This is a genomic window from Pseudomonas sp. GNP014 (genome assembly GCF_054344005.1).
In genome coordinates this window covers 2,325,343-2,345,192 of the sequence record NZ_JBTGUS010000001.1, presented here as the reverse complement: position 1 = coordinate 2,345,192, position 19,850 = coordinate 2,325,343, and the positions used below count along the sequence as shown (strand labels likewise).

Below are 19,850 nucleotides of genomic sequence, written 5' to 3'. Positions count from 1 at the left end.
AAAAGTCGGGTCGGACCGGGATCCTGTGGGAGCGAGCTTGCTCGCGAATGCGGTGAGTCAGGCAACCAATGTGCTGGCTGACACTCCCTCTTCGCGAGCAAGCTCGCTCCCACAGGTTGTGTGTTCAACGCAGGAGAACCGGGGTTTTCGGGGCCTGGGTTTGCTCGGCAGTCGGTACATCGTTGCCAGCCCCGAGACCGCCACCCAGCGCCGTCACCAGCTCGGCATGCGCCGTTAACCGCGCCGCCTGCACCTGCTGCTGCACTTGTTGCTGCTTGAACAGCAACGTCTGCGCATTGAGCACGTTGAGGTAATCGGTGAGGCCACGCTGATAGGCAATCATCGCGATGTCGTAGGTCTTCTGCGCCGTGGCCACGGACTCAGCGGCAAAGCCTTGCTGCTTGTCCATCGACTCGCGGCGGATCAACTGGTCGGAAATGTTCTTCAGCGCATTCACCAGCGTCTGGTTGTAATGCGCCACGGCGATGTCATACCCGGCAGATGCCTCACCCAGTTCGGCACGCAGCCGCCCACCGTCGAAAATCGGCAAGGAGATCGCCGGGCCGACGTTGTAGTTGAGTTTCTTGCCGGTCAAAAACTCCAGTGCCCCGCCGCCGGTGGCCATGTAGCCGAGGCTGCCGACCAGATCGACGTTGGGATAAAACCCGGCATGCGCGACGTCGATCCCGCGCGCCTGCGCTGCCACCTGCCAGCGACTGGCAACCACGTCCGGGCGCTGCCCCAGCAACTCGGCGGGCAATGCCGACGGCAATTTCAACGCAGCCCCCAGCGACAGCGACGGCCGCTGCAACTGCGCGCCCTCGCCCGGGCCTTTACCCGCCAACGCAGCGATCTGGTTGCGGCTCAGGGCGATTGCTTCGTCCAGTGCATCGAGTTGCCGATGGGTTTCCGGCAACGGCGTTTGCGCCTGGCTGACTTCGAAGTGCGTACCGATGCCGCCATCCAGACGTTTCTGCGCGAGGTCGAGAATCTGTTGCTGCTGCTTGAGCGTCGCGGCGACGATGTCGCGCTGGGCGTAATGCAGCGACAACTCGATGTAGGCGCGCACGATGTTGTTCTGCAATTCCAGTTGCGCCAGCCGCGCTTCGGCCGCGCTCATGTGCGCCAGGTCGACAGCCCGCTCGCTGCTGTTGCTTTCACGGCCCCACAGATCGAGGGCGTAGCTGAAACCCAGCGCCGCGTTGTTGTCCCACGTCGTGGTATTGGCCAGCTCACCCGGCCCATAGAACTGATCGGTTGGCCAGTTGTGCCGTTTGAGGGTCGACTCACCTTTGATCTGTAGCGACTCGGCGGCTTCGGCGACACCGGCCATGGCTTTGGCCTGACGCACCCGCGCGGCGGCCATGGCCATGCTCGGGCTGCCTTGAACGGCAAGGTCGATCCAGCGGTTCAGTTGCGGGTCGCCGTAGGCTTGCCACCATTGTGCGGTGGGCCAGTGGGCGTCACGGGCGGCGTGGGCGATGGCGTCATCGGTGACCAGCGCATTGGCCTCCAGCGCCTTGTCCTGAGGGGCAATTCCTTCGGTTGAAATGCAGCCGCTGAGACCCAGGGAAAAAGCCAGAACACTGAGCGGTAAAAACGCTCTGTTGATGCGACGCGGCACAGCTGCGAATTCCTGAAAGAGGGGGAAAAACCAAAACCTGTGGGAGCGAGCTGGCTCGCAAAAGCGGCACCTCGATTGAACTGACCAACCGGCGTATCCGTCCCGATTCCCACAACGGCGCAATTCTAGGGGGGCGTCCCAACGGCGATAAGCTGGGAATCCTGTGAATCTTTGTTACCGTTAACGAGATAATCCCTTGGTCGGGGGTCTCAGCCCCTGAAACTTCGTGTCACAATTTGCCATCTCCCTTGAGAGCACCCCATGGACACTTTGCAAAACATGCGCGCCTTCAGTTGCGTGGCCGAAGCGGGCAGCTTCACCGCTGCCGCCGTGCAACTCGACACCACCACCGCCAACGTCTCGCGCGCGGTCTCCAACCTGGAAGCCCATCTGCAAACCCGCCTGCTCAACCGCACGACCCGGCGCATCGCCCTGACCGAAGCCGGCAAACGCTACCTGCTGCGCTGCGAACAGATCCTGGCCTATGTCGAAGAAGCCGAAGCGGAAGCCAGCGAAGCCCACGCGCGGCCGGCCGGGCAATTGAAAGTGCACACCATGACCGGTATCGGTCAGCACTTCGTCATCGACGCCATCGCCCGCTACCGCAAGACCCACCCGGACGTGACCTTCGACCTGACCATGGCCAACCGCGTGCCGGACCTGCTCGATGAAGGCTATGACGTGTCCATCGTGCTGGCCCGCGAACTGCCAGACTCAGGCTTCGTCTCGCAACGCCTGGGCATCACCTACAGCATCGTCTGCGCCTCGCCGGCCTACGTGAAAGCCAACGGCTGCGCGCAAAAGCCCAGCGACCTGCTCAACCACGCCTGCCTGCGCCTGGTCAGCCCGGTGATCCCCCTGGAAAAATGGGCCTTCGACGGCCCGGAAGGCCAGGAAATGGTCACCATCAACAGCTCGCCGTTTCTGGTGAACTCGGCCGACGCGATGAAAACCGCGATCACCAGCGGCATGGGCGTTGGCGTGCTGCCGGTGTACGCGGCGATCGAAGGTTTGCGTAACGGCACATTGGTGCGGGTCATGCCGAACTACCGCTCGCAAGAGCTGAACCTGTATGCGATCTACCCGTCACGGCAATATCTGGATGCGAAGATCAAGACGTGGGTTGAATACCTGCGCGGGTCGTTGCCGGAGATTCTGACGGCGCATCAGGCTGAACTGGCGGCCTACGAATTAAGCGGCAGCCTCGCCGGCGCGCGTGTCGCCAACTGATTTTCAACACACCGCTTTCACTGCAGGCGCTGCCGCAGGCTGCGATTTTTTGTCCTTGATGTTTAATCGCAGCCTACGGCAGAGCCTACAGAAACGGCGATTTCGCGGATGTTTCCGACAGGTTTTGCAGGTTGTCCGTCGGAAGTGCGGTGGCTAGGATTTGGGTGTCGCTGACGCATCAGCGACCGGGTCTGGAAAACCCGATTTCAACTACCAAAGCTCATGGCATACTGCGGCGCTTTTTAGCTCGCAATGTTATGGCGGCTGTGCGCGGGAGGCCCTAGGGCCTGCCGGTTTTGGCTAAGTTGACCGGTTTTTCCAGTCCGCGCACAGTTGCCACCCTTTCGCCTGGAAAACGAAAAGTGGCAGCTTCAACTCAACTTGCCACGAGTATGTTTCCTATGTTCAAACCAACGCCTAATCCACCTGAAACCGACGACACCACCCCCTACGAATTCCCCGGCTCAAAGAAATTCCACGAAGCCGCCGAACGCGCCCTCGACCACTACCTCAAACCCAACGCCCTCACCCTGCGCTTCCACAAACCCAGCACCATGTTCCAGGTCGCCCCCGATCAGGACAACGAAAGCCTGCTGGTCCACGCCTGCGAATCACTGGCCCAAGCCAGCCTGATGACCAGCGACATCGCCGCCTACATTGAGCTGCCGCAACGGCGGACGATTCTGGCGATCCAGCAAATCATCATGCTCGCCGAACTGGCCGTGAATCGGGTGCTGGATAACCACGAAATCCCCCAACCTCCGCCACACAGCTAAAAGCCCCTCACCCTAACCCTCTCCCGGAGGGAGAGGGGACTGACCGAGGTGTTTGGGAGAATGACGCCGACGTGCGATACCGAATCGAATTCAGATCTTGAAAAGCCCACAAATCGGCCCCCTCTCCTAGGGGAGAGGGGACTGACCGAGGTGTTTGGGAGAATGACGCCGACGTGCGATACCGAGTCGAATTCAGATCTTGAAAAGCCCACAAATCGGCCCCCTCTCCTCGGGGAGAGGGGACTGACCGAGGTGTTTGGGAGAATGACGCCGACGTGCGATACCGAATCGAATTCAGATCTTGAAAAGCCCACAAATCGGCCCCCTATCCTAGGGGAGAGGGGACTGACCGAGGTGTTTGGGAGAATGACGCCGACGTGCGATACCGAGTCGAATTCAAGTCTTGAAAAGCCCACAAATCGGCCCCCTCTCCTAGGGGAGAGGGCTGGGGTGAGGGGTAGATTCACCGCAAAATAAAAGCCCTCACCCTGTGCTCTCACAAGCCCAGCACGATGTTCCCATCGCCAGCAGGCTGGCTCCTACAGTGGGATCGCATGCAGCCTGCGAAACAATGGTCGGCTGTCAGGCCGCCACCGCTGGCAAGCCAGCCCCAACAGTTGGATTGCGCACATTCAATTAGAAAATGATCGGCTGTCAGGCTGGCTCCTACAGTTTTGATTTGTGTAAAACCCATGCGGCGCAGCCGCCCCACTCAACAGGATGAGCGCAAGCTCGGCTGCAGCTCTTGATCTTGATCCACGGGCGACATCGGAAGGCTGAGTGGAGGGATTCGTCCGGGGGTGGGAGCGCAGCGACCGTTTGGCGCAGCCAAACACATCGAGAGGAGGTGCAGCGAAGCAAACCGGAGGCGATGCGCCCGGATGGATCCCGGAGCGAAGGAACCCCGAGCCCCAGCGAGCGGGCCGCACGTAGGAGCAAGCGTTTTTGGTTACTTTTTAGGCGTTTGTAAAAAGTGACCCGCCGTAAGGGCGGAACCCTAATCAGCAACACCCGCAGCAACGGATCCCCCCCAAAACCCCAAGAACATGGTCGGCCCAGAGGCCGCCAAGACAACCCAAAACAGAAATGTTAGCTTGCTTGGCATCAAGCCCGAACAAGAGCCAAAAACGATGAAAAAGACTGTCCTGGCCTTCAGCCGCATCACCCAGCCCATGATCGAACACCTCCAGCAAGAGTTCGACGTCATCGTCCCCAACCCAAAGAACGGCGACATCAACGCCCAGTTCAACGAAGCCCTCCCCCACGCCCACGGCCTGATCGGCGTCGGCCGCAAACTCGGCAAAGCCCAGCTCGAAAACGCGACAAAACTGGAAGTGGTCTCAAGTGTGTCGGTGGGCTACGACAACTACGACCTCGACTACTTCAACGAACGCGGGATCATGCTCACCAACACCCCGGACGTGCTCACTGAAAGTACCGCCGACCTCGCCTTCACCCTGATCATGAGCAGCGCCCGCCGCGTCGCTGAACTCGATGCCTGGACCAAGGCCGGCCAATGGCAAGCCAGCGTCGGCGCGCCATTGTTCGGCTGCGACGTCCACGGCAAAACCCTCGGTATCGTCGGCATGGGCAACATCGGCGCGGCCGTCGCCCGCCGTGGCCGCTTCGGTTTCAACATGCCGATTCTCTACAGCGGCAACAGCCGCAAGACCGAACTGGAACAAGAACTCGGCGCGCAATTTCGTAGCCTCGACCAGTTACTGGCCGAAGCCGACTTCGTCTGCCTGGTGGTGCCGCTCAGCGACAAGACCCGTCACCTGATCAGCCACCGCGAACTGGCGTTGATGAAGCCGGGCGCGATCCTGGTCAACATCTCTCGCGGCCCGGTGGTCGATGAACCGGCCTTGATCGAAGCCCTGCAAAACAACCGCATCCGTGGCGCCGGCCTCGACGTCTACGAAAAAGAACCGCTGGCCGAATCGCCGCTGTTCCAGCTGAAAAATGCCGTGACCCTGCCGCACATCGGCTCAGCCACCCATGACACCCGCGAAGCCATGGCCAACCGCGCCCTCGCCAACCTGCGCAGCGCCTTGCTCGGCGAACGCCCGCAGGATCTGGTCAACCCGCAAGTCTGGCGCGGCTAAGCGCTGAAACCACAACGGGCAGGCGCTGCGAAACATCTGCCCGTTGTTCCCTTCCGTTGCCTCAGGCCAGTTTGCCAGCAGCGGATACCGGCGCCACCCGGGGTTTGCGAAACACCAACACGTTGCCCAGCATCACCAGCACCAGCCCGACCAGCGCCGGCGCGGTCCACTGGTAACCTTCTGCGAACGCCGAAACGTTCAGTGCCACCACCGGGAACAGCACCGTGCAGTACGCCGCACGCTCCGGGCCCATGCGCCCGACCAGCGTCAGATAGGCCGTGAAGCCGATCACCGACCCCGGAATCACCAGATACAGCAATGCGCCGACGTAGCGTGGCGACCAGTCCATGTCGAACGGAATGCCTTTGACCAGGCACCACACCGAGAGCATCGCCGCGCCATAGGCCATGCCCCAGGCGTTGGTGGTCAGCGGCTTGAGGCCGGCCTTCTGCTGCAGGCTCGAGAGCATGTTGCCCGCCGAGAAACACAAGGTGCCGCACAGCGCCAGACCGAGGCCGAGCAAGGTTTGCGGGCTGGCTTGATGGCCGGCCAGCTCCGGCCAGAACAACATGCCCAGACCGAACAGCCCCAACGCCCCCCCCATCAGCACGTTACGTGCAATGCGCTGGCCGAAGAACACCCGCGCATTCAGGGCGTTCCACAACGTTGCGGTGGAAAACACCACGGCCACCAGACCGCTGGGAATCCACTGACTGGCGGTCAGGAAGCACATGAAGTTGACGCAGAACAGGCACAGCCCCTGCGCCACGCAGATCAGATGCCCACGACGGTTCATCGGTTGCAGACGACGGCTGAGCAGCAACAATACAAACAGCACCAATGCGGCGAGGCCGAAGCGATAAACGATCGACACCGGAATCGCGACCACGCCCAGTTGCCATTTCAGGGCAATCCAGGTGGTCCCCCAGATCAGCACGGTCAGCAGATACAACGACAGATTCATGGCAAATACTCCCTGATGCGGCACAGCAAAACGCTTTTGCGTGGCGAGCGAGCTTGCTCGCCACAGGGTTTGCGCTTAATTGAGCGTCAGGGTGCTGCAACACGGGTCAAGGCACTTGCATAATCTTGCGCTTTTGTCTGACGGCAGGCTGGCAGCGCGAAGGCTACGGAGTAGGATACAAGGCGTTGAAGAGAACCGATCATGGCAGCCATTGATACCCTGCAAGTCTTTCAAGCACTAAACAGTTCGCCGAACGCACGCCTCGTGCACAGCGCCGAGCTCGGTGACGGCTTGTCTGCCGCTTTGTGGACCAACCACCACGATGCGCAGGATTATGAAGCGCCGAGCCACCACACGTTGTCCTGCTACATCGCCGGAGGCACCGGCACCTTTCGTCGTGATCAACCTGGTCAAAAAGGCGGGCCGGACAAATTGTGCATCCTGCCGGCCGACCATGAATCGGGCTGGGTGATCAATGGCGATATCCGCCTCGCGCATCTGTATTTCAGCGCCGAACAATTTGCCCTCGGTTGCGTGACTCTGCTTGATCGCGAGCCTCGGGAAATGCAACTGCGCGAGCAAACCTTTCTCGAAGACCCGCAACAGGCTCAACGCTTCCGGCAGTTGCTGACGCTGAACTGGGACGAGCCCGGCGAACGCTTATTGACCAGCAGCCTGGCCCATGAATTGATCAGCCATACCTTGCTCAGCCAGGTGGGGGCGCGTCAGGGCCTGCGTTTGAAGGGCGGGCTGGCAGCGCATCAGCGTCGGCAACTGGTGGAGCTGATCGACAGTCAGTTGGCCGAGCCGATCAGCCTGGGGCAACTGGCCGGGTTATGTGCGCTGTCGGAATACCACTTTGCGCGGATGTTCCGCACCAGTTTCGGCCTGCCGCCGCATCAGTATGTGTTGGCGCGACGTTTGAGTCGGGCACGGGAATTGTTGCGCGCGACGGCGTTGCCGTTGGGCGAGATTGCGCTGGCGTGCGGGTTTGCTAGCGCGAGTCATTTCACCAATCGGTTCAGGCAGGTTCTGGGCGGGACGCCGGGTGAGTATCGGCAAGCGTTTTTGCGTTGAACCCTCCTCCCCTCACCCCAGCCCTCTCCCGGAGGGAGAGGGGGCCGATTGGGGGACGCTCAAGCATTACGCCGACCTGAAAGTGCTGCTCTGAATCCAGAATCGATTCGATGTTTCAGGTCGACGTATCACGCAACACACCTCGGTCAGTCCCCTCTGAGGGAGAGGGGGCCGATTGGGAGAGGCTCAAGCATTACGCCGACCTGAAAGTGCTTTTCTGAATACAGAATCGATTCGATGTTTCAGGTCGACGTATTGCGCAACACACCTCGGTCAGTCCCCTCTCCCTCCGGGAGAGGGTTAGGGTGAGGGGCTTTTGATCTTGCCTTAAAACTCCAGGGTGCTGGACAGCGAAACCTGCCGCGCATCACCCATCGACACAAAGAACCGGCTCGCCGCCGAGGTGTAATAGGTGCGATCAAACAGGTTCTTCACGTTGAGCTGGAACTTGACCTTCTGCCCTTCGACCTTGGTGTCGTAAGTGGCGAACGCGTCAGCCACGGTATAGCTCGGCAGGTCGAAATCATTCACCGCGTTGCCCGCGCGCTCGCCGACATACCGCGCCCCGGCGCCGACACGCAATTGATCGCCGCCGATCACGCTGCCGAAGTCATACACCGCCGACAACGAGCCGGAATTCTTCGCCACATTTTGCAGGCGCTTGCCTTTGTAGTCCGGGTCTTCGGTGACTTCGGCATCGGTATAGGCATAACTGCCGATCATGCTCCAGCGGTCGCTGAGCTGTCCGGTCAGGTCCAGCTCCAGACCACGGGAACGCACTTCGCCGGCCGCGCTGTAGATCGTGGTCGGGCCTTCCGAGTTGGCCACCAGCACATTGCGTTTTTTGATGTCGAACAGGGCGATGTTGCCGGTCAGGCGCCCCGGTATATCCAGCCGCGCCCCCAGCTCCCACGACTTGGCTTCTTCTGGCGCAATGCTGCCGTCGAGCACGGTGCTGCTGCCGCTCAACGGGGCGATGGTCGAGTTGGGTTTAAACGACTCGGTATAGCTGCCGTAGAACGACAACTCGTCGGTGTAGCGATACACCAGACCGGCGCGCGGTACGAACTTCTGTCCATTGCTGTCAGTGTTGGCCTTGAACGGCACGCCTTTGCCGGCGTACTGGTCGTACTCCTGGAAGCGCCCGCCGGCGACCAGAATCCACTGATCATTAAGATGAATCGAGTCCTGCATGAACACCGAATCACTGCGCAGCAAATCAGTCTGGGCGCTGTCCGCCGGGCTGACCGTGGTGCCTTCCACTTCGCGGCCATACACCGGGTTGGTGTAGCTGAAGGTGCTCAGGCTTTTCTGACGGATCAGGTCAGCACGATAGATCTTGCGGTACTCGTCATCGACACCGAACACCAGATCATGCTGCATGCCCAGCACATTGACCTTGCCTTCGAGGCTGGCGGTGGTGAAGCGGTCGGTGCTGATCGCGCCATGCGTGCCGTCCATGCTGCGGGTCAGCGTGCCTTTCTTGGTGTCGATCGCGGTCACGCGCACCTGACTGGCGTCGTAAGTTTCGCGGTTCCAGCTGTAGCCGAAGTGAGCTTTCCAGTCGTCGGTGAGTTCATGGTCGGCTTCGAAATGATAAAGGTCCGAACGGCCTTCCATGTCGTTGAACGGCTCGTCGAGGCGCTGCTTGCGCGAGATGTCCAGCGGGTGGTTGGTGCGCGGATCGATCAACGTGCCACGGTCGAACGGGGTGAGAAATTCGCGATGCTCGTAGCCGAACGACAGTTGGGTGCGCTCGCCGAACCAGGCCAGCGACGGCGCGATCAGCGTCTCGCGGTGGGTGCCGTAATTGCGCCAGTAATCTTCGTCTTCGTGATCGAGCACCAGCCGGTAGGCCAGGCCGGATTCACCCAGCGCACCGGTGCTGTCGAAGGTGCCGCCACTGCCATTCTTGCCGTCGCCGTAGGTCGAGCCGCGCAGGGTCAGGGCATTGTATTGAGTCAGTTCGGGTTTCTTGCTGACCAGATTGACCACGCCGCCCGGGTCCTGAATCCCATACAACAACGAGGCCGGGCCCTTGAGCACTTCGACCCGATCGACCGTGGCGTTCATGCCCCGCCCCTGAACGATCGGCATGCCGTCGCGCATGATCGAGCCATTGCGGTTATCGCCAAAGCCGCGAGTCATCACCGAATCCTGGGTGCTGCCCAGCGTGTTGCCTTGGGTGATGCCGCTGACATTCGCCAGGGCGTCGTCGAGATTGCGCGGGGTCTGATCGCGGATGACCTGCGCCGGGATGACGTTGACGGTCTGCGGGATTTCCTGCAGCGAGGCCGAGGAACGCATCACCGAACTGGTTTCCGGTGGCTGGTAGCTCAGCGGATCGTCGCGCATCGAGGTAATGGTAGTGGCGCCAAGGTTCAGCGCGCCGGCGGTGGGTGGTGGTTCCAGCGCCAGGGTGTGGCTGTCGGTACGACGGAAGTTCAGCCCGGAACCGGCGAGCAGCCGTTGCAGCGCTTGTTCGGCACTCATTTGGCCATTCACCGCCGGCGCATTGAAGCCATACGGTGCTTCGTCGGTGTACACCACGCTTTGCCCGGTGACACGGGTAAAGTCGCTCAAGGCTTGCGGCAGCGGTTTGGCAGCCAAGGCGAAAGTAAACGGCTGTTGCGCCGGGCTGCTGACGGCTTCAGCCGCCAGCGCCACGCTCATCGGCAGCAACGCCAATGCGGAAAAACTCAACGCCGAAACGCCTAACCACTGTTTGACCGAACCCGATTTTGCCCTGGACTTCATTGCTCAATGACCTGTGTAGAACCGCAACGGATGCGAATGACTCGCAGTTTCAGTCACTACACGGATGGGCCTGTGGTTTACCTCACCCCCATTCTGAAAATATTTTCAAAATTTGTGTTGGCGGATCTGGCTTGCGCGCGACCAGACCGAAAGCCTCAGCGCAAAATAATCAGATGTCCCAGCACCTGATGCTGCTCAAACCCCAACACCCCTTGCAGCGAACTCAACACCGCCTGCGGGTCCTTGCTCGGAAAACTGCCGCTGATCTTGCGTGCCGCCAGCTCATCGTCGAGCAGCACAATCCGCCCCGGGTAATAGCGCCGCATATCCTGCACCACATCGGCCAGCGTGGTTTTGTAATACGTCAGCCAGCCCTGACGCCAGGCCAGTTGCGCTTCGCTGTCCACCGCATGCCATTTTTGCGCAGCGCCCTGGCCATAGGCGACTTGCTGGCCGGCGGTGAGAATCTGTTGCTCGCCCTCACGCTGCGCCGTCACCCCGACTCGCCCGGACAACACCGTGACCTGCGCGCCGTGAGGTTGCAGACGCACTTCGAATTGCGTGCCAAGCACCCGCGCCTCGCCCTGCTCGGCCTCGACCACAAACGGAGCGCCCGTATGGGTAACGCTGAAAAAACCGGCACCACGGCGCAACTGCACATGCCGCTCGCCCTGGCTGAAATCCACGGCGATGGCGCTGTCGGCGTCCAGAGTCACTTGCGACTGATCGGCGAGGGTCACGGTGCGGATTTCGCCGGGCGCCGAGACATAGTCAGCGCCCAGATCAGCAACCCAGCGTTGCGGTTGCCAGCCGGTTCCTAGGCTGACCATCAACAACAGGCTCGCCGCCAGCGCCAGCACGCCGGCCCCGCGAACGAGCGACTTGCGGCGCGGGCGATCCATCGCGTTGAGGTAACCCTGCAGTGCGAAAGCCTCTTCATCGGCCAGAGTGCGTGCCGGGCCTTCACTCAGTTCCCAGATCACCTGAGCCTGAGCATACGCCCGGGCGTGGGCCGGATCGGCGCGCAGCCATTGGCTGAACGTGAGTTGATCGCCAGCGCTCGGCCGGTCGTGCAACAGGCTCAGCCAGGCCAGCGCAGCCTGCTCCTGCGCGGGCGTCGGGGGAACAGAATCGGATCGGTTCACGGTGCTTTCCCTGGCAGGCGTGGCGCGGGTTCGCGCAGGCTGGCCTTGCAGGCCTCAAGGGCGCGCATCATATGTTTTTCAACAGCGCTTTGGGACAGGCCCATGGCTTTGGCGATGTCCGCGTACTTGCGGCCGTGGATGCGATTGAGCAAAAAAATCTGCCGGGTGCGCTCGGGCAAGGCGCGCAACGCCGCTTCAACGTGGCGCAGATCGTTGCCGGCTTCGAGTGCGGCTTGCGGTTCGCTGCCGTGGCTGTGCGGTTCCTCCGGTTGCCAGCCTTCGTTGACCCGCACCCGCGTGCCTTCGCTGCGCAAATGGTCGATGGCGATGTTGCCGGCGCAGCGCAACAGATAGGTGCTGAGTTCTTCGACCTGCACCAGCGGGCGCCGCCAGAAACGCAGAAACAGATCCTGCACCAGGTCCGCCGCCGTCGCCCGGCACCCGACACGGCGGTTCACCAGCGCTTCCATTTGCGAACGCTGGGACAGAAACACCTGAAGGAAATGCGCACGGGCACCCTGCGGCTCGTCGTCGCGCGATTCCGGTGGATGACTGATCAGCATGTCAGACCAACGCCCATGCGGCGGCCGGGCTGGCCAACAGGCTCAGCCAGATCCTGCTGGGCAGCCAGGCCATCAACGGGTGCAAGCCCTCTTTCATGCGTAACCCAAGCCGCGCGCCGCGCCGGAGATGGTCGCGAGCATCACGCTCGGCACCAGCAAGCCGACCCACGCCGACCACGCCGTGCGGCAGGCAAAGCACCAGAGCACGGCAACCAGATAGACCAGGAAGGAAATGGTCATGCCGGTCACCACCGCTTCGGCACGGCTCAACGGCAGCCAGAGGGTCAGCGTGACACTGGCCAGTGCCGCGACCAGATAGCCGCCAAACACCGCGGCCAACACCCGCGAGGTGATAGCCAGACGATAGGACAATGGGAGTGCGGCGAGTTTGCCTTTCATGTTTCGACCCTGAAACGAAAAACGTCCGACCGATCGACCGAACCTACAGGCGAGCAATATTAATGATAAATATTCTCATACGCAAAAGCATCTGATTGCCGGCCGGCAGCTTGAACCCCTACAATGCGAACAGTTCTTGTTCTCTAACGCATGCTCTTTACCGCGTCCCCCAGGCGCCCGGAGTCATACCGTTGTCGTCCGCCCATCCTGTCGAATCGCTTTATCAGGCCCACCACCCCTGGCTGACCGGCTGGCTGCGGCGCAAACTCGGCTGCCCGGACAGCGCGGCGGACCTGGCACAAGATACTTTCATCAAGCTGCTCAGCGCCCGCGAACCGCCGTTGATCATCGAGCCACGGGCCTTTCTCACCACGCTGGCCAAGCGAGTCCTGTTCAATCATTACCGTCGTCAGGACCTCGAGCGTGCCTACCTCGACACGCTGGCGCAGATGCCGCAAATGCTCGCGCCGTCGGAAGAAGACAAAGCGATCATCCTGCAAACCCTGATGGAGCTGGATCAGTTGCTCGACGGTTTGCCGCGCTCGGTCAAACGCGCCTTCCTGCTGGCGCAGGTCGATGGCCTGACGTATCCACAGATCGCTGGCGAATTGGGGATTTCCGTGGCCACGGTCAAACGCCATCTGAACAAAGCGGCAATGCGCTGCTATTTCGCCCTGTGAATCGCGTCCCGGATTTCTCTTCGCAGGTGGCCGAGCAGGCCGTGCACTGGCTGCTGGAAATGCAGCAAGGCACCTTTACCCCGCGCCAGCAGCAGGCGCTGCAACAATGGCTGGACGCACACAGCGAACACCGCCGCGCATGGGAACACATCCAGCGGGTCAACCAGCGCTTGCGCGGGGTGTCTTCGCCGCTGGCCCACGCGGCATTGAATGCGCCGCCATCCGCCGGCCGTCGTCAGGCGCTGAAACTGCTGGTGCTGCTCGGCGCCGGATCGGCACTCACCTGGGGGATGCGCGAGCACACGCCGCTGCCGGCGCTGCTCGCCGACTACCGCAGCCCGGTGGGGCAGCGGCGCAAGATTTCCCTGGGCACGGCGGATCAACTGCAACTCAACACCGCCAGTGCTGCCAATGTCGACGGTTCACAGCGATTGATCCGTCTGCTCGAAGGGGAAATGCTGCTGAACGCCGTGCAGGCATTCGAAGTGCGTACCGCGCAGGGCGTCCTGAAGACCCAGGGCGCTCGACTCAACGTGCGCCAGTTTGCCGATCGCACCCAGGTGGCATTGTTTGAAGGCCGGGTCGAACTGACCACCAACGATCGTGCGCCAATGTTGTTGCCGGTGGCCCGGCAACTGAGTTTCAGCGCGACTGCGGTCAGCGAGGCCACACCACTGGACGCCAACAGCGGCGCCTGGACCGACGGTATGTTGGTCGCGGCGCATATGCGCCTGGGCGACTTCCTCGATGAACTGAGCCGCTACCGTCGCGGGCAGCTGAACTGCGCGGCGACAGTTGCCGACCTGCTGATTTCCGGGACTTATCCCCTGGATGACAGCGAACGGATTCTGGATATGCTGGAAATCAGTTTGCCGGTGAAAGTCAGGCGCTTTACCCGGTATTGGGTAACCGTAGAAGCCAAAGCCTGAAAAGCTCCCTCGCCACAAAAACAGTCGAAAAAATGTTTGTAAACCATGAGCCGTTTTTCAGATCTGACGTGACAGAGAAGGAAAGCCCCTTGATTCAACCTTCTCAGGATCATCCGTCATGCACCCCACCCGCCTCACACCCCTGGCCCGCAGCCTGCGCAACCTTGTCCTCGGCGCCAGCCTGAGCTTCAGCGCCCTGCCCGCCCTGGCAGCCGAAACCAGGGTTTACCACATCGCCCCGGCGTCGCTGGAAAACGCCCTTAACCAGTTTGGCCGTGAAGCCGGCGTGCTGATTTCTTTCGGTTCGCAAGTCACCAGCGGTGTGCCAAGCCGTGGCCTGGAAGGCAGTTACACCGCCGCGCAAGGTCTTGATGCCCTGCTCGAAGGCACCGGCCTGCAAGCCCGCGCCGAGGGCAACAATGCCTTCAGCCTGCAACCAGTGACCACCGGTGCTATTGAGCTGGACACGTCGAAAGTCGTCGGTGACTGGCTGGGCGATGCGGCGCAGGTCAACGTCTTCGAGCATCCGGGCGCCCGCGACGTGATCCGCCGCGAAGACTTCGAACGCCAGGGCGCGACGCAGGCGCGGGACGTGCTCAACCGCATTCCCGGGGTCAACGCCCCGGAAAACAACGGCACCGGCAGCCACGACATGGCGCTGAACTTCGGCATTCGCGGCTTGAACCCACGACTGGCCGCGCGCTCGACCGTGTTGATGGACGGCATTCCCGTGCCCTTCGCACCGTATGGTCAACCGCAGTTGTCCTTCGCGCCGATCAGCATGGGCAACATGGATGCGGTGGACGTGGTACGGGGTGGTGGCGCGGTGCGTTACGGCCCACAGAACGTCGGCGGCGTGGTCAACTTCGTGACTCGCGCCATTCCTGATGAGCCGACGGTCAAGGGCGGTTTCCAGACCGAAACCAGCCCGTCGTCGAGCCATGACGGCTTCAAGACCAGCGCCAATCTGCTGGCCGGCGGCACCAACGCCAATGGTCTGGGTGGCGCTTTGCTGTACTCCGGCACCCGTGGCGGCGACTGGCGTGAACACAGCGACACCGAGATCGACGACCTGATTCTCAAGGGCAAATACCAGCTCGATGAGGCCAACAGTTTCAACGCCATGGCCCAGTATTACGAAGGCAAGGCGGACATGCCGGGTGGTTTGAGCGTCGCCGATTACGACGCCGATCCGTATCAGTCGACGCGGCTGAAAGACCAGTTCTGGGGCCGGCGGACGATGTTCAACTTCGGCTATCGCTATCAGGAAGATCGACGCGAATTCACCGCCAACACCTTCTTCACCAAGACCCTGCGCAGCGGTTATCTCGATCAGGGCAGCTTCCTCTCGCTGTCGCCACGTGAGTATTGGGTGCGCGGTTTCGAAACCCGTTTCGCCCAGGGCTTCGACCTCGGCCCGACCAGCCATGAAGTCGGCGTTGGCTACCGCTACATCAACGAGGCCGGCCATGAGTTGCGCTATCGCACGCCGATCAGCAGCAACCAGTACCCGACCAGCAACAGCCGCAACGACCGCGACACTCGGGGCGGTACCGAGGCCAATGCGTTCTTCGTCGACGACCGCATCGACATCGGCAAATGGACCATCACCCCGGGCGTGCGCTACGAGATGATCGAGTCGCAGCAGACCAACAACCTGACCAACGCCAAATACCAGGGCGATTACAACACCGCGCTGCCGGCGCTGAACGTGCTGTATCACCTGACCGACAGCTGGAACCTGTACGCCAACACCGAAGGTTCGTTCGGCAGCGTGCAGTACAGCCAGATGCCCAACCGCGTGAGCAGCGGCGAAGTGAAGCCGGAAAAGGCCCGCACCTGGGAACTCGGCACCCGTTACGACAACGGCGCATTGCGTGCGGAAATCGGCGCGTTTTTGATCAACTTCGACAACCAGTATGAAAGCAACCAGACCAACGATTCGGTGATTGCCCGTGGCGAGACCCGCCATCAAGGCATCGAGACCAGCGTCAATTACGCGCTGGATGACGTGAGCCCGGCACTGGCCGGTTTCGATGTGTACGCCACTTACGCCTACGTCGACGCGACCATTCGCGAAGACGGGCCGAACAAGGGCAATCGCGTGCCGTTCTCCTCGAAACACAAAGGCACGATCGGCGTCGGTTACACCGAGGGACCGTGGAAACTCAACTTCGATAGCAGCTTCCAGAGCGACCAGTTCGCCGACAATGCCAACACCTCAAAAGAAAGCGCCGATGGCAGCACCGGCAAGATCCCGGGCTACATGCTGTTCAGCAGCCGTGCGGGTTATGACTTCGGCCCGCAACTGTCGGACCTGAATGTGGCGGTGGGAGTGAAGAACATCTTCAACACCCAGTACTTCACGCGTTCGTTCGATGACAACAACAAGGGCAAGTACGTGGGTGAGCCGCGCACGGTGTATGTGCAGACTTCTGTAGCGTTCTGACAGCGATACAAACAAAAACGGGCCTGCATTCGCAGGCCCGTTCTCATTCGGTGGCTTATGAAATCAGCGCATCAACTGTTGATCGCTGCCTGTTCGTTCTCGTCAAACTCTTCTGCCAACAGCTTGTCGTTGGCCTTGGCGGTGAAGGGCACGATGGCGGCGCGGGGTTTGCCTCGCAGTTTGCCAAACAGGTGCTCCAGCGCGTGTTCCAGTTTTTCGGCTGCACCGTCGATCGCCTGTTCCAGCGAATCGGCTTTATGAGTGACGGAGATCGGTTGATGGCCTTTTGGCCGCGCTTCCAGCTGGCAGCGCATGTCATGGGGACCTGGTTTGTCACCGTTCTCGTCGGCCAGATGGACTTCGACGCGGGTCAGGTCTTCTTCATAACGTTCGAGCGTGCTCTCAATGGTTGTACGTACCCACTCCTCCAGTCGTTGACTACTTTGAATATGGTTATCGCTGTTGACTTGGATTTGCATAGTTCATCCCTTATTTCAGCTAGCTCGCAAGAGGCCTTGAACAGGATTTCGTGACCTCTTGATTACAACAATCGGCCCGACTGACGAACATTTCAACCCCTGGAAAAAGATAAATATTCATTCGCAAAAAAAGCCGGACAACCGAGCAAGTCACTGGTAAGGTCGGGAGTTGGGTCGCCTCGCAACCCTGCAAAATCTGCTCACAATTGCCCGTCGTTCAACGGGTGCAAACTGCGGAAAATCCCCGCCTCCTCCACCAGCCAGTCATGCACCGCACGCACGCCCGGATGGCTCAGCGCCCCCGGCGCGTAGAGCAACACGTAGCGTTTGTGATTGGGCACCGACAGCCCGAACGGCACGATCAAGGTGCCGCGTTCCAGCTCATCATTGAGCAGCGTGCGCCGGGCAATCGCCACGCCCATGCCGGCGATCGCGGCTTCGATCGTCAAGTGATTGCGATTGAAGGTATGGCCGCGCCGGACATCGGCGCCCTCGAAGCCGATCGCGTTCAGATAAAACTCCCATTCCGCATATTCGTAACTGCCGCGCCAGGCCGTGATGTCGTGCAGCAGCGGGAAATGCACCAGATCCGCCGGCCCATGCAGCGGCGGGCGTCCACGCAGCAGACTCGGCGCACACACGGGGAAAATCTGCTCATCGAGCAAGGCTGTGGATAACAGCCCGGGATAGCTGCCGTCGTTCAGGTCAATCGCCAGATCAAAATCGCCCTCGTGCAACGGCACGCTGCTGTCCTCGGCCACCAGGCGTAATTGGATGTCGGGATAGCGCTGCTGCAGGCGCGGCAGACGCGGGGTCAGCCATTTGCTGAGGAACGATGGAATCGAACGTACCCGCAGAATCCCGCTGATCATTCCGGCATCCAGTCGGCGCAGTTCGGCATCGATGCTGCCGTAGGCCTCATTGACCGTAATCGCCAGCCGCTGCCCTTCCGCGCTCAGCTCCACACCTCGCGCCCGACGATGGAACAGGCGAAAACCGAGGCGCTCCTCCAGTTGCCGGATCTGCTGGCTGACCGCACCCGGGGTGATGTGCAGCTCTTCTGCACAGCGGGTGAACGACAGGTGCCGCGCGGCACAGGAAAACACCTGCAGCCAGACGTAGGTCTGGGCATGCAATTGACGGCTCATCGTTTAGTCCTGCTAAAGGCTTTCTTAGGAAGTTTCGTTGGTCACGTAGTACCGAGGTAGGCAGTATCGCCGACATTGCGCTTGGCCTACAAAAAATGGCAGCGATTCCTACTCCATTGCTTGTAAGGCTTTAGCATGGCTATCAGTGTTTTCGATCTATTCAAAGTCGGCATCGGCCCGTCCAGCTCCCACACCGTCGGCCCGATGCGCGCCGCTGCGACCTTCGCCGAGGCGCTGATTGATCAGCGTGTGTTGAACGATGTCCGTCGTGTGGAAATCCGTTTGTACGGTTCGTTGTCGGCCACCGGCGTCGGTCACGCCACCGACCGCGCCACGGTCATGGGCCTGATGGGCGAATGGCCGGACCGTATCGATCCGTCGACCATCGACCCACGTATCCAGCAACTGCGCGAAACAGGCCGCCTGTCACTCGCCGGGCAAAGAGAAATTGCCTTCAACTGGCAGACCGATCTCCTGCTGCTCGACGAGAGCCTGCCCTACCACCCCAACGCCATGTCGCTGACAGCCTTCGGCGAAACCGCCGAGCTGTTCGCACAAACCTACTACTCGGTCGGCGGCGGTTTCATCATCGAGGCCGCAGAGGCGGAATCCGGTGTGGCGCCGGCTGGCGATGTGGTGTTGCCGTACGATTTTTCCAGCGCCGCCGAACTGCTGAGCCTGTGCAGGCAGCACAACCTGCGGGTGTCCGAGCTGATGATGGCCAACGAACGCGCCTGGCGTAGCGACGACGAAATCCGCCAGGGCCTGTTGCACATCTGGTCGGTGATGCGCGAGTGCGTCGAACAAGGCCTGCGCCACGAAGGGATTCTGCCTGGTGGCCTGAACGTGCCGCGCCGGGCGGCGAAACTGCACCGCAGCCTACTGGAAATCGGCAAGCCGAATGTGATCAGTTCGACGCTGTCGGCAATGGAATGGGTCAACCTGTTCGCCCTCGCCGTCAACGAAGAAAACGCTGCCGGCGGGCGTATGGTCACCGCGCCGACCAACGGTGCAGCCGGGATCATTCCGGCAGTTCTGCACTACTACATGAAATTCAACCCGGACGCGTCTGACGATGATGTGGTCGCGTTCTTTCTCGGTGCCGCCGCCGTCGGCATTCTGTGTAAGAAAAATGCCTCGATCTCCGGCGCCGAAGTCGGTTGCCAGGGCGAAGTCGGTTCGGCCTGCGCCATGGCCGCAGCGGGCCTGGCCGATGTGCTCGGCGCCACCCCGGAGCAACTGGAAAACGCCGCCGAAATCGGCCTGGAACACAACCTCGGCCTGACCTGCGACCCGGTCGGCGGCCTGGTGCAAGTGCCGTGCATCGAGCGCAACGCCATCGCGGCGGTGAAGGCGATCAACGCCACGCAAATGGCCCTGCGCGGCGACGGTAAACACTTCATCTCCCTCGACCGGGTGATCCGCACCATGCGCGATACCGGCGCCGACATGCATGACAAATACAAAGAGACTTCACGGGGCGGCCTGGCCGTGAGCTGGGTGGAGTGCTGACGCGCATTCCCTG

At 61.2% G+C, this 19,850-nt stretch carries 17 protein-coding genes; 9 read left to right on the top strand and 8 right to left on the bottom strand.

Annotated elements, in window-relative coordinates; genetic code table 11:
• Positions 1 to 124: 124 nt before the first annotated feature.
• Complete coding sequence (locus ACXX9E_RS10415; RefSeq protein ID WP_458555395.1) at positions 125 to 1,624, bottom strand: efflux transporter outer membrane subunit; 1,500 nt, start codon at positions 1,622 to 1,624, stop codon at positions 125 to 127.
• Positions 1,625 to 1,885: 261 nt separating this feature from the next.
• Between ACXX9E_RS10415 and ACXX9E_RS10410 the strand changes: the two genes are divergently transcribed.
• The 4 genes from ACXX9E_RS10410 to ACXX9E_RS10395 all read left to right on the top strand — a co-directional run bounded on the left by ACXX9E_RS10410 (position 1,886) and on the right by ACXX9E_RS10395 (position 5,735).
• The gene (locus ACXX9E_RS10410) at positions 1,886 to 2,854 is read left to right on the top strand and encodes a LysR family transcriptional regulator (protein ID WP_458555394.1); all 969 of its coding nucleotides are present in this window, start codon (positions 1,886 to 1,888) and stop codon (positions 2,852 to 2,854) included.
• Between the two features lie 401 nt (positions 2,855 to 3,255).
• Entirely contained in the window at positions 3,256 to 3,630 is a 375-nt protein-coding gene (locus tag ACXX9E_RS10405; RefSeq protein WP_128616143.1) for a DUF6124 family protein, read from the top strand.
• Positions 3,631 to 3,690: 60 nt separating this feature from the next.
• Positions 3,691 to 4,107, top strand: a complete 417-nt coding sequence (locus ACXX9E_RS10400) for a hypothetical protein (RefSeq protein WP_458555393.1) — start codon at positions 3,691 to 3,693, stop codon at positions 4,105 to 4,107.
• 653 nt (positions 4,108 to 4,760) lie between these two features.
• Positions 4,761 to 5,735 (top strand): 2-hydroxyacid dehydrogenase, encoded by a 975-nt coding sequence (locus tag ACXX9E_RS10395; protein WP_458555392.1) that lies wholly within the window; start codon positions 4,761 to 4,763, stop codon positions 5,733 to 5,735.
• A gap of 61 nt (positions 5,736 to 5,796) precedes the next feature.
• Here the strand turns inward: ACXX9E_RS10395 and ACXX9E_RS10390 are convergent, their stop codons facing one another.
• Positions 5,797 to 6,699, bottom strand: a complete 903-nt coding sequence (locus ACXX9E_RS10390; protein ID WP_336347083.1) for a DMT family transporter — start codon at positions 6,697 to 6,699, stop codon at positions 5,797 to 5,799.
• 201 nt (positions 6,700 to 6,900) lie between these two features.
• On the opposite strand from ACXX9E_RS10390, the gene ACXX9E_RS10385 reads away from it, so the two are divergent.
• The gene (locus tag ACXX9E_RS10385; RefSeq protein ID WP_123464801.1) at positions 6,901 to 7,776 is read left to right on the top strand and encodes an AraC family transcriptional regulator; all 876 of its coding nucleotides are present in this window, start codon (positions 6,901 to 6,903) and stop codon (positions 7,774 to 7,776) included.
• 327 nt (positions 7,777 to 8,103) lie between these two features.
• Here ACXX9E_RS10385 and ACXX9E_RS10380 read toward each other — a convergent pair whose 3' ends face one another.
• The 4 genes from ACXX9E_RS10380 to ACXX9E_RS10365 all read right to left on the bottom strand — a co-directional run bounded on the left by ACXX9E_RS10380 (position 8,104) and on the right by ACXX9E_RS10365 (position 12,640).
• Positions 8,104 to 10,533: a TonB-dependent siderophore receptor gene (locus ACXX9E_RS10380; RefSeq protein WP_458555391.1), complete on the bottom strand. Its 2,430-nt coding sequence runs from the start codon at positions 10,531 to 10,533 to the stop codon at positions 8,104 to 8,106.
• 155 nt (positions 10,534 to 10,688) lie between these two features.
• The gene (locus ACXX9E_RS10375) at positions 10,689 to 11,678 is read right to left on the bottom strand and encodes a FecR family protein (protein ID WP_458555390.1); all 990 of its coding nucleotides are present in this window, start codon (positions 11,676 to 11,678) and stop codon (positions 10,689 to 10,691) included.
• Entirely contained in the window at positions 11,675 to 12,241 is a 567-nt protein-coding gene (locus ACXX9E_RS10370; RefSeq protein WP_128616494.1) for an RNA polymerase sigma factor, read from the bottom strand. The genes ACXX9E_RS10375 and ACXX9E_RS10370 overlap by 4 nt, the downstream gene beginning before the upstream one ends.
• A gap of 93 nt (positions 12,242 to 12,334) precedes the next feature.
• Positions 12,335 to 12,640 (bottom strand): DUF3649 domain-containing protein, encoded by a 306-nt coding sequence (locus ACXX9E_RS10365; RefSeq protein ID WP_128616495.1) that lies wholly within the window; start codon positions 12,638 to 12,640, stop codon positions 12,335 to 12,337.
• 191 nt (positions 12,641 to 12,831) lie between these two features.
• On the opposite strand from ACXX9E_RS10365, the gene ACXX9E_RS10360 reads away from it, so the two are divergent.
• The 3 genes from ACXX9E_RS10360 to fecA all read left to right on the top strand — a co-directional run bounded on the left by ACXX9E_RS10360 (position 12,832) and on the right by fecA (position 16,698).
• Positions 12,832 to 13,320: a sigma-70 family RNA polymerase sigma factor gene (locus tag ACXX9E_RS10360; RefSeq protein ID WP_458555389.1), complete on the top strand. Its 489-nt coding sequence runs from the start codon at positions 12,832 to 12,834 to the stop codon at positions 13,318 to 13,320.
• Positions 13,317 to 14,249 (top strand): DUF4880 domain-containing protein, encoded by a 933-nt coding sequence (locus ACXX9E_RS10355; protein WP_458555388.1) that lies wholly within the window; start codon positions 13,317 to 13,319, stop codon positions 14,247 to 14,249. The genes ACXX9E_RS10360 and ACXX9E_RS10355 overlap by 4 nt, the downstream gene beginning before the upstream one ends.
• A 118-nt stretch (positions 14,250 to 14,367) precedes the next feature.
• Positions 14,368 to 16,698: a TonB-dependent Fe(3+) dicitrate receptor FecA gene (fecA, locus tag ACXX9E_RS10350; RefSeq protein ID WP_186745542.1), complete on the top strand. Its 2,331-nt coding sequence runs from the start codon at positions 14,368 to 14,370 to the stop codon at positions 16,696 to 16,698.
• A gap of 71 nt (positions 16,699 to 16,769) precedes the next feature.
• Here fecA and ACXX9E_RS10345 read toward each other — a convergent pair whose 3' ends face one another.
• A complete protein-coding gene (locus tag ACXX9E_RS10345) occupies positions 16,770 to 17,177 on the bottom strand; it encodes an HPF/RaiA family ribosome-associated protein (protein ID WP_123464785.1) in 408 nt (135 codons plus the stop codon).
• A gap of 200 nt (positions 17,178 to 17,377) precedes the next feature.
• Positions 17,378 to 18,325, bottom strand: coding sequence for a LysR substrate-binding domain-containing protein (locus tag ACXX9E_RS10340; protein WP_007914183.1), 948 nt, complete (start codon positions 18,323 to 18,325; stop codon positions 17,378 to 17,380).
• A gap of 135 nt (positions 18,326 to 18,460) precedes the next feature.
• Here ACXX9E_RS10340 and ACXX9E_RS10335 point away from each other — a divergent pair, with 135 nt between their 5' ends.
• A complete protein-coding gene (locus ACXX9E_RS10335) occupies positions 18,461 to 19,837 on the top strand; it encodes an L-serine ammonia-lyase (RefSeq protein WP_222833633.1) in 1,377 nt (458 codons plus the stop codon).
• Positions 19,838 to 19,850: the final 13 nt, after the last annotated feature.

Bases quoted from the DNA above. Each gene is read 5' to 3' on its own strand.
- ACXX9E_RS10370 (WP_128616494.1), bottom strand. From the start codon at position 12,241: ATGCTGATCAGTCATCCACCGGAATCGCGCGACGACGAGCCGCAGGGT.
- ACXX9E_RS10390 (WP_336347083.1), bottom strand. From the start codon at position 6,699: ATGAATCTGTCGTTGTATCTGCTGACCGTGCTGATCTGGGGGACCACC.
- ACXX9E_RS10380 (WP_458555391.1), bottom strand. From the start codon at position 10,533: ATGAAGTCCAGGGCAAAATCGGGTTCGGTCAAACAGTGGTTAGGCGTT.
- ACXX9E_RS10335 (WP_222833633.1), top strand. From the start codon at position 18,461: ATGGCTATCAGTGTTTTCGATCTATTCAAAGTCGGCATCGGCCCGTCC.
- ACXX9E_RS10385 (WP_123464801.1), top strand. From the start codon at position 6,901: ATGGCAGCCATTGATACCCTGCAAGTCTTTCAAGCACTAAACAGTTCG.
- ACXX9E_RS10410 (WP_458555394.1), top strand. From the start codon at position 1,886: ATGGACACTTTGCAAAACATGCGCGCCTTCAGTTGCGTGGCCGAAGCG.
- ACXX9E_RS10395 (WP_458555392.1), top strand. From the start codon at position 4,761: ATGAAAAAGACTGTCCTGGCCTTCAGCCGCATCACCCAGCCCATGATC.
- ACXX9E_RS10345 (WP_123464785.1), bottom strand. From the start codon at position 17,177: ATGCAAATCCAAGTCAACAGCGATAACCATATTCAAAGTAGTCAACGA.
- ACXX9E_RS10340 (WP_007914183.1), bottom strand. From the start codon at position 18,325: ATGAGCCGTCAATTGCATGCCCAGACCTACGTCTGGCTGCAGGTGTTT.
- fecA (WP_186745542.1), top strand. From the start codon at position 14,368: ATGCACCCCACCCGCCTCACACCCCTGGCCCGCAGCCTGCGCAACCTT.
- ACXX9E_RS10400 (WP_458555393.1), top strand. From the start codon at position 3,691: ATGACGCCGACGTGCGATACCGAATCGAATTCAGATCTTGAAAAGCCC.
- ACXX9E_RS10365 (WP_128616495.1), bottom strand. From the start codon at position 12,640: ATGAAAGGCAAACTCGCCGCACTCCCATTGTCCTATCGTCTGGCTATC.
- ACXX9E_RS10405 (WP_128616143.1), top strand. From the start codon at position 3,256: ATGTTCAAACCAACGCCTAATCCACCTGAAACCGACGACACCACCCCC.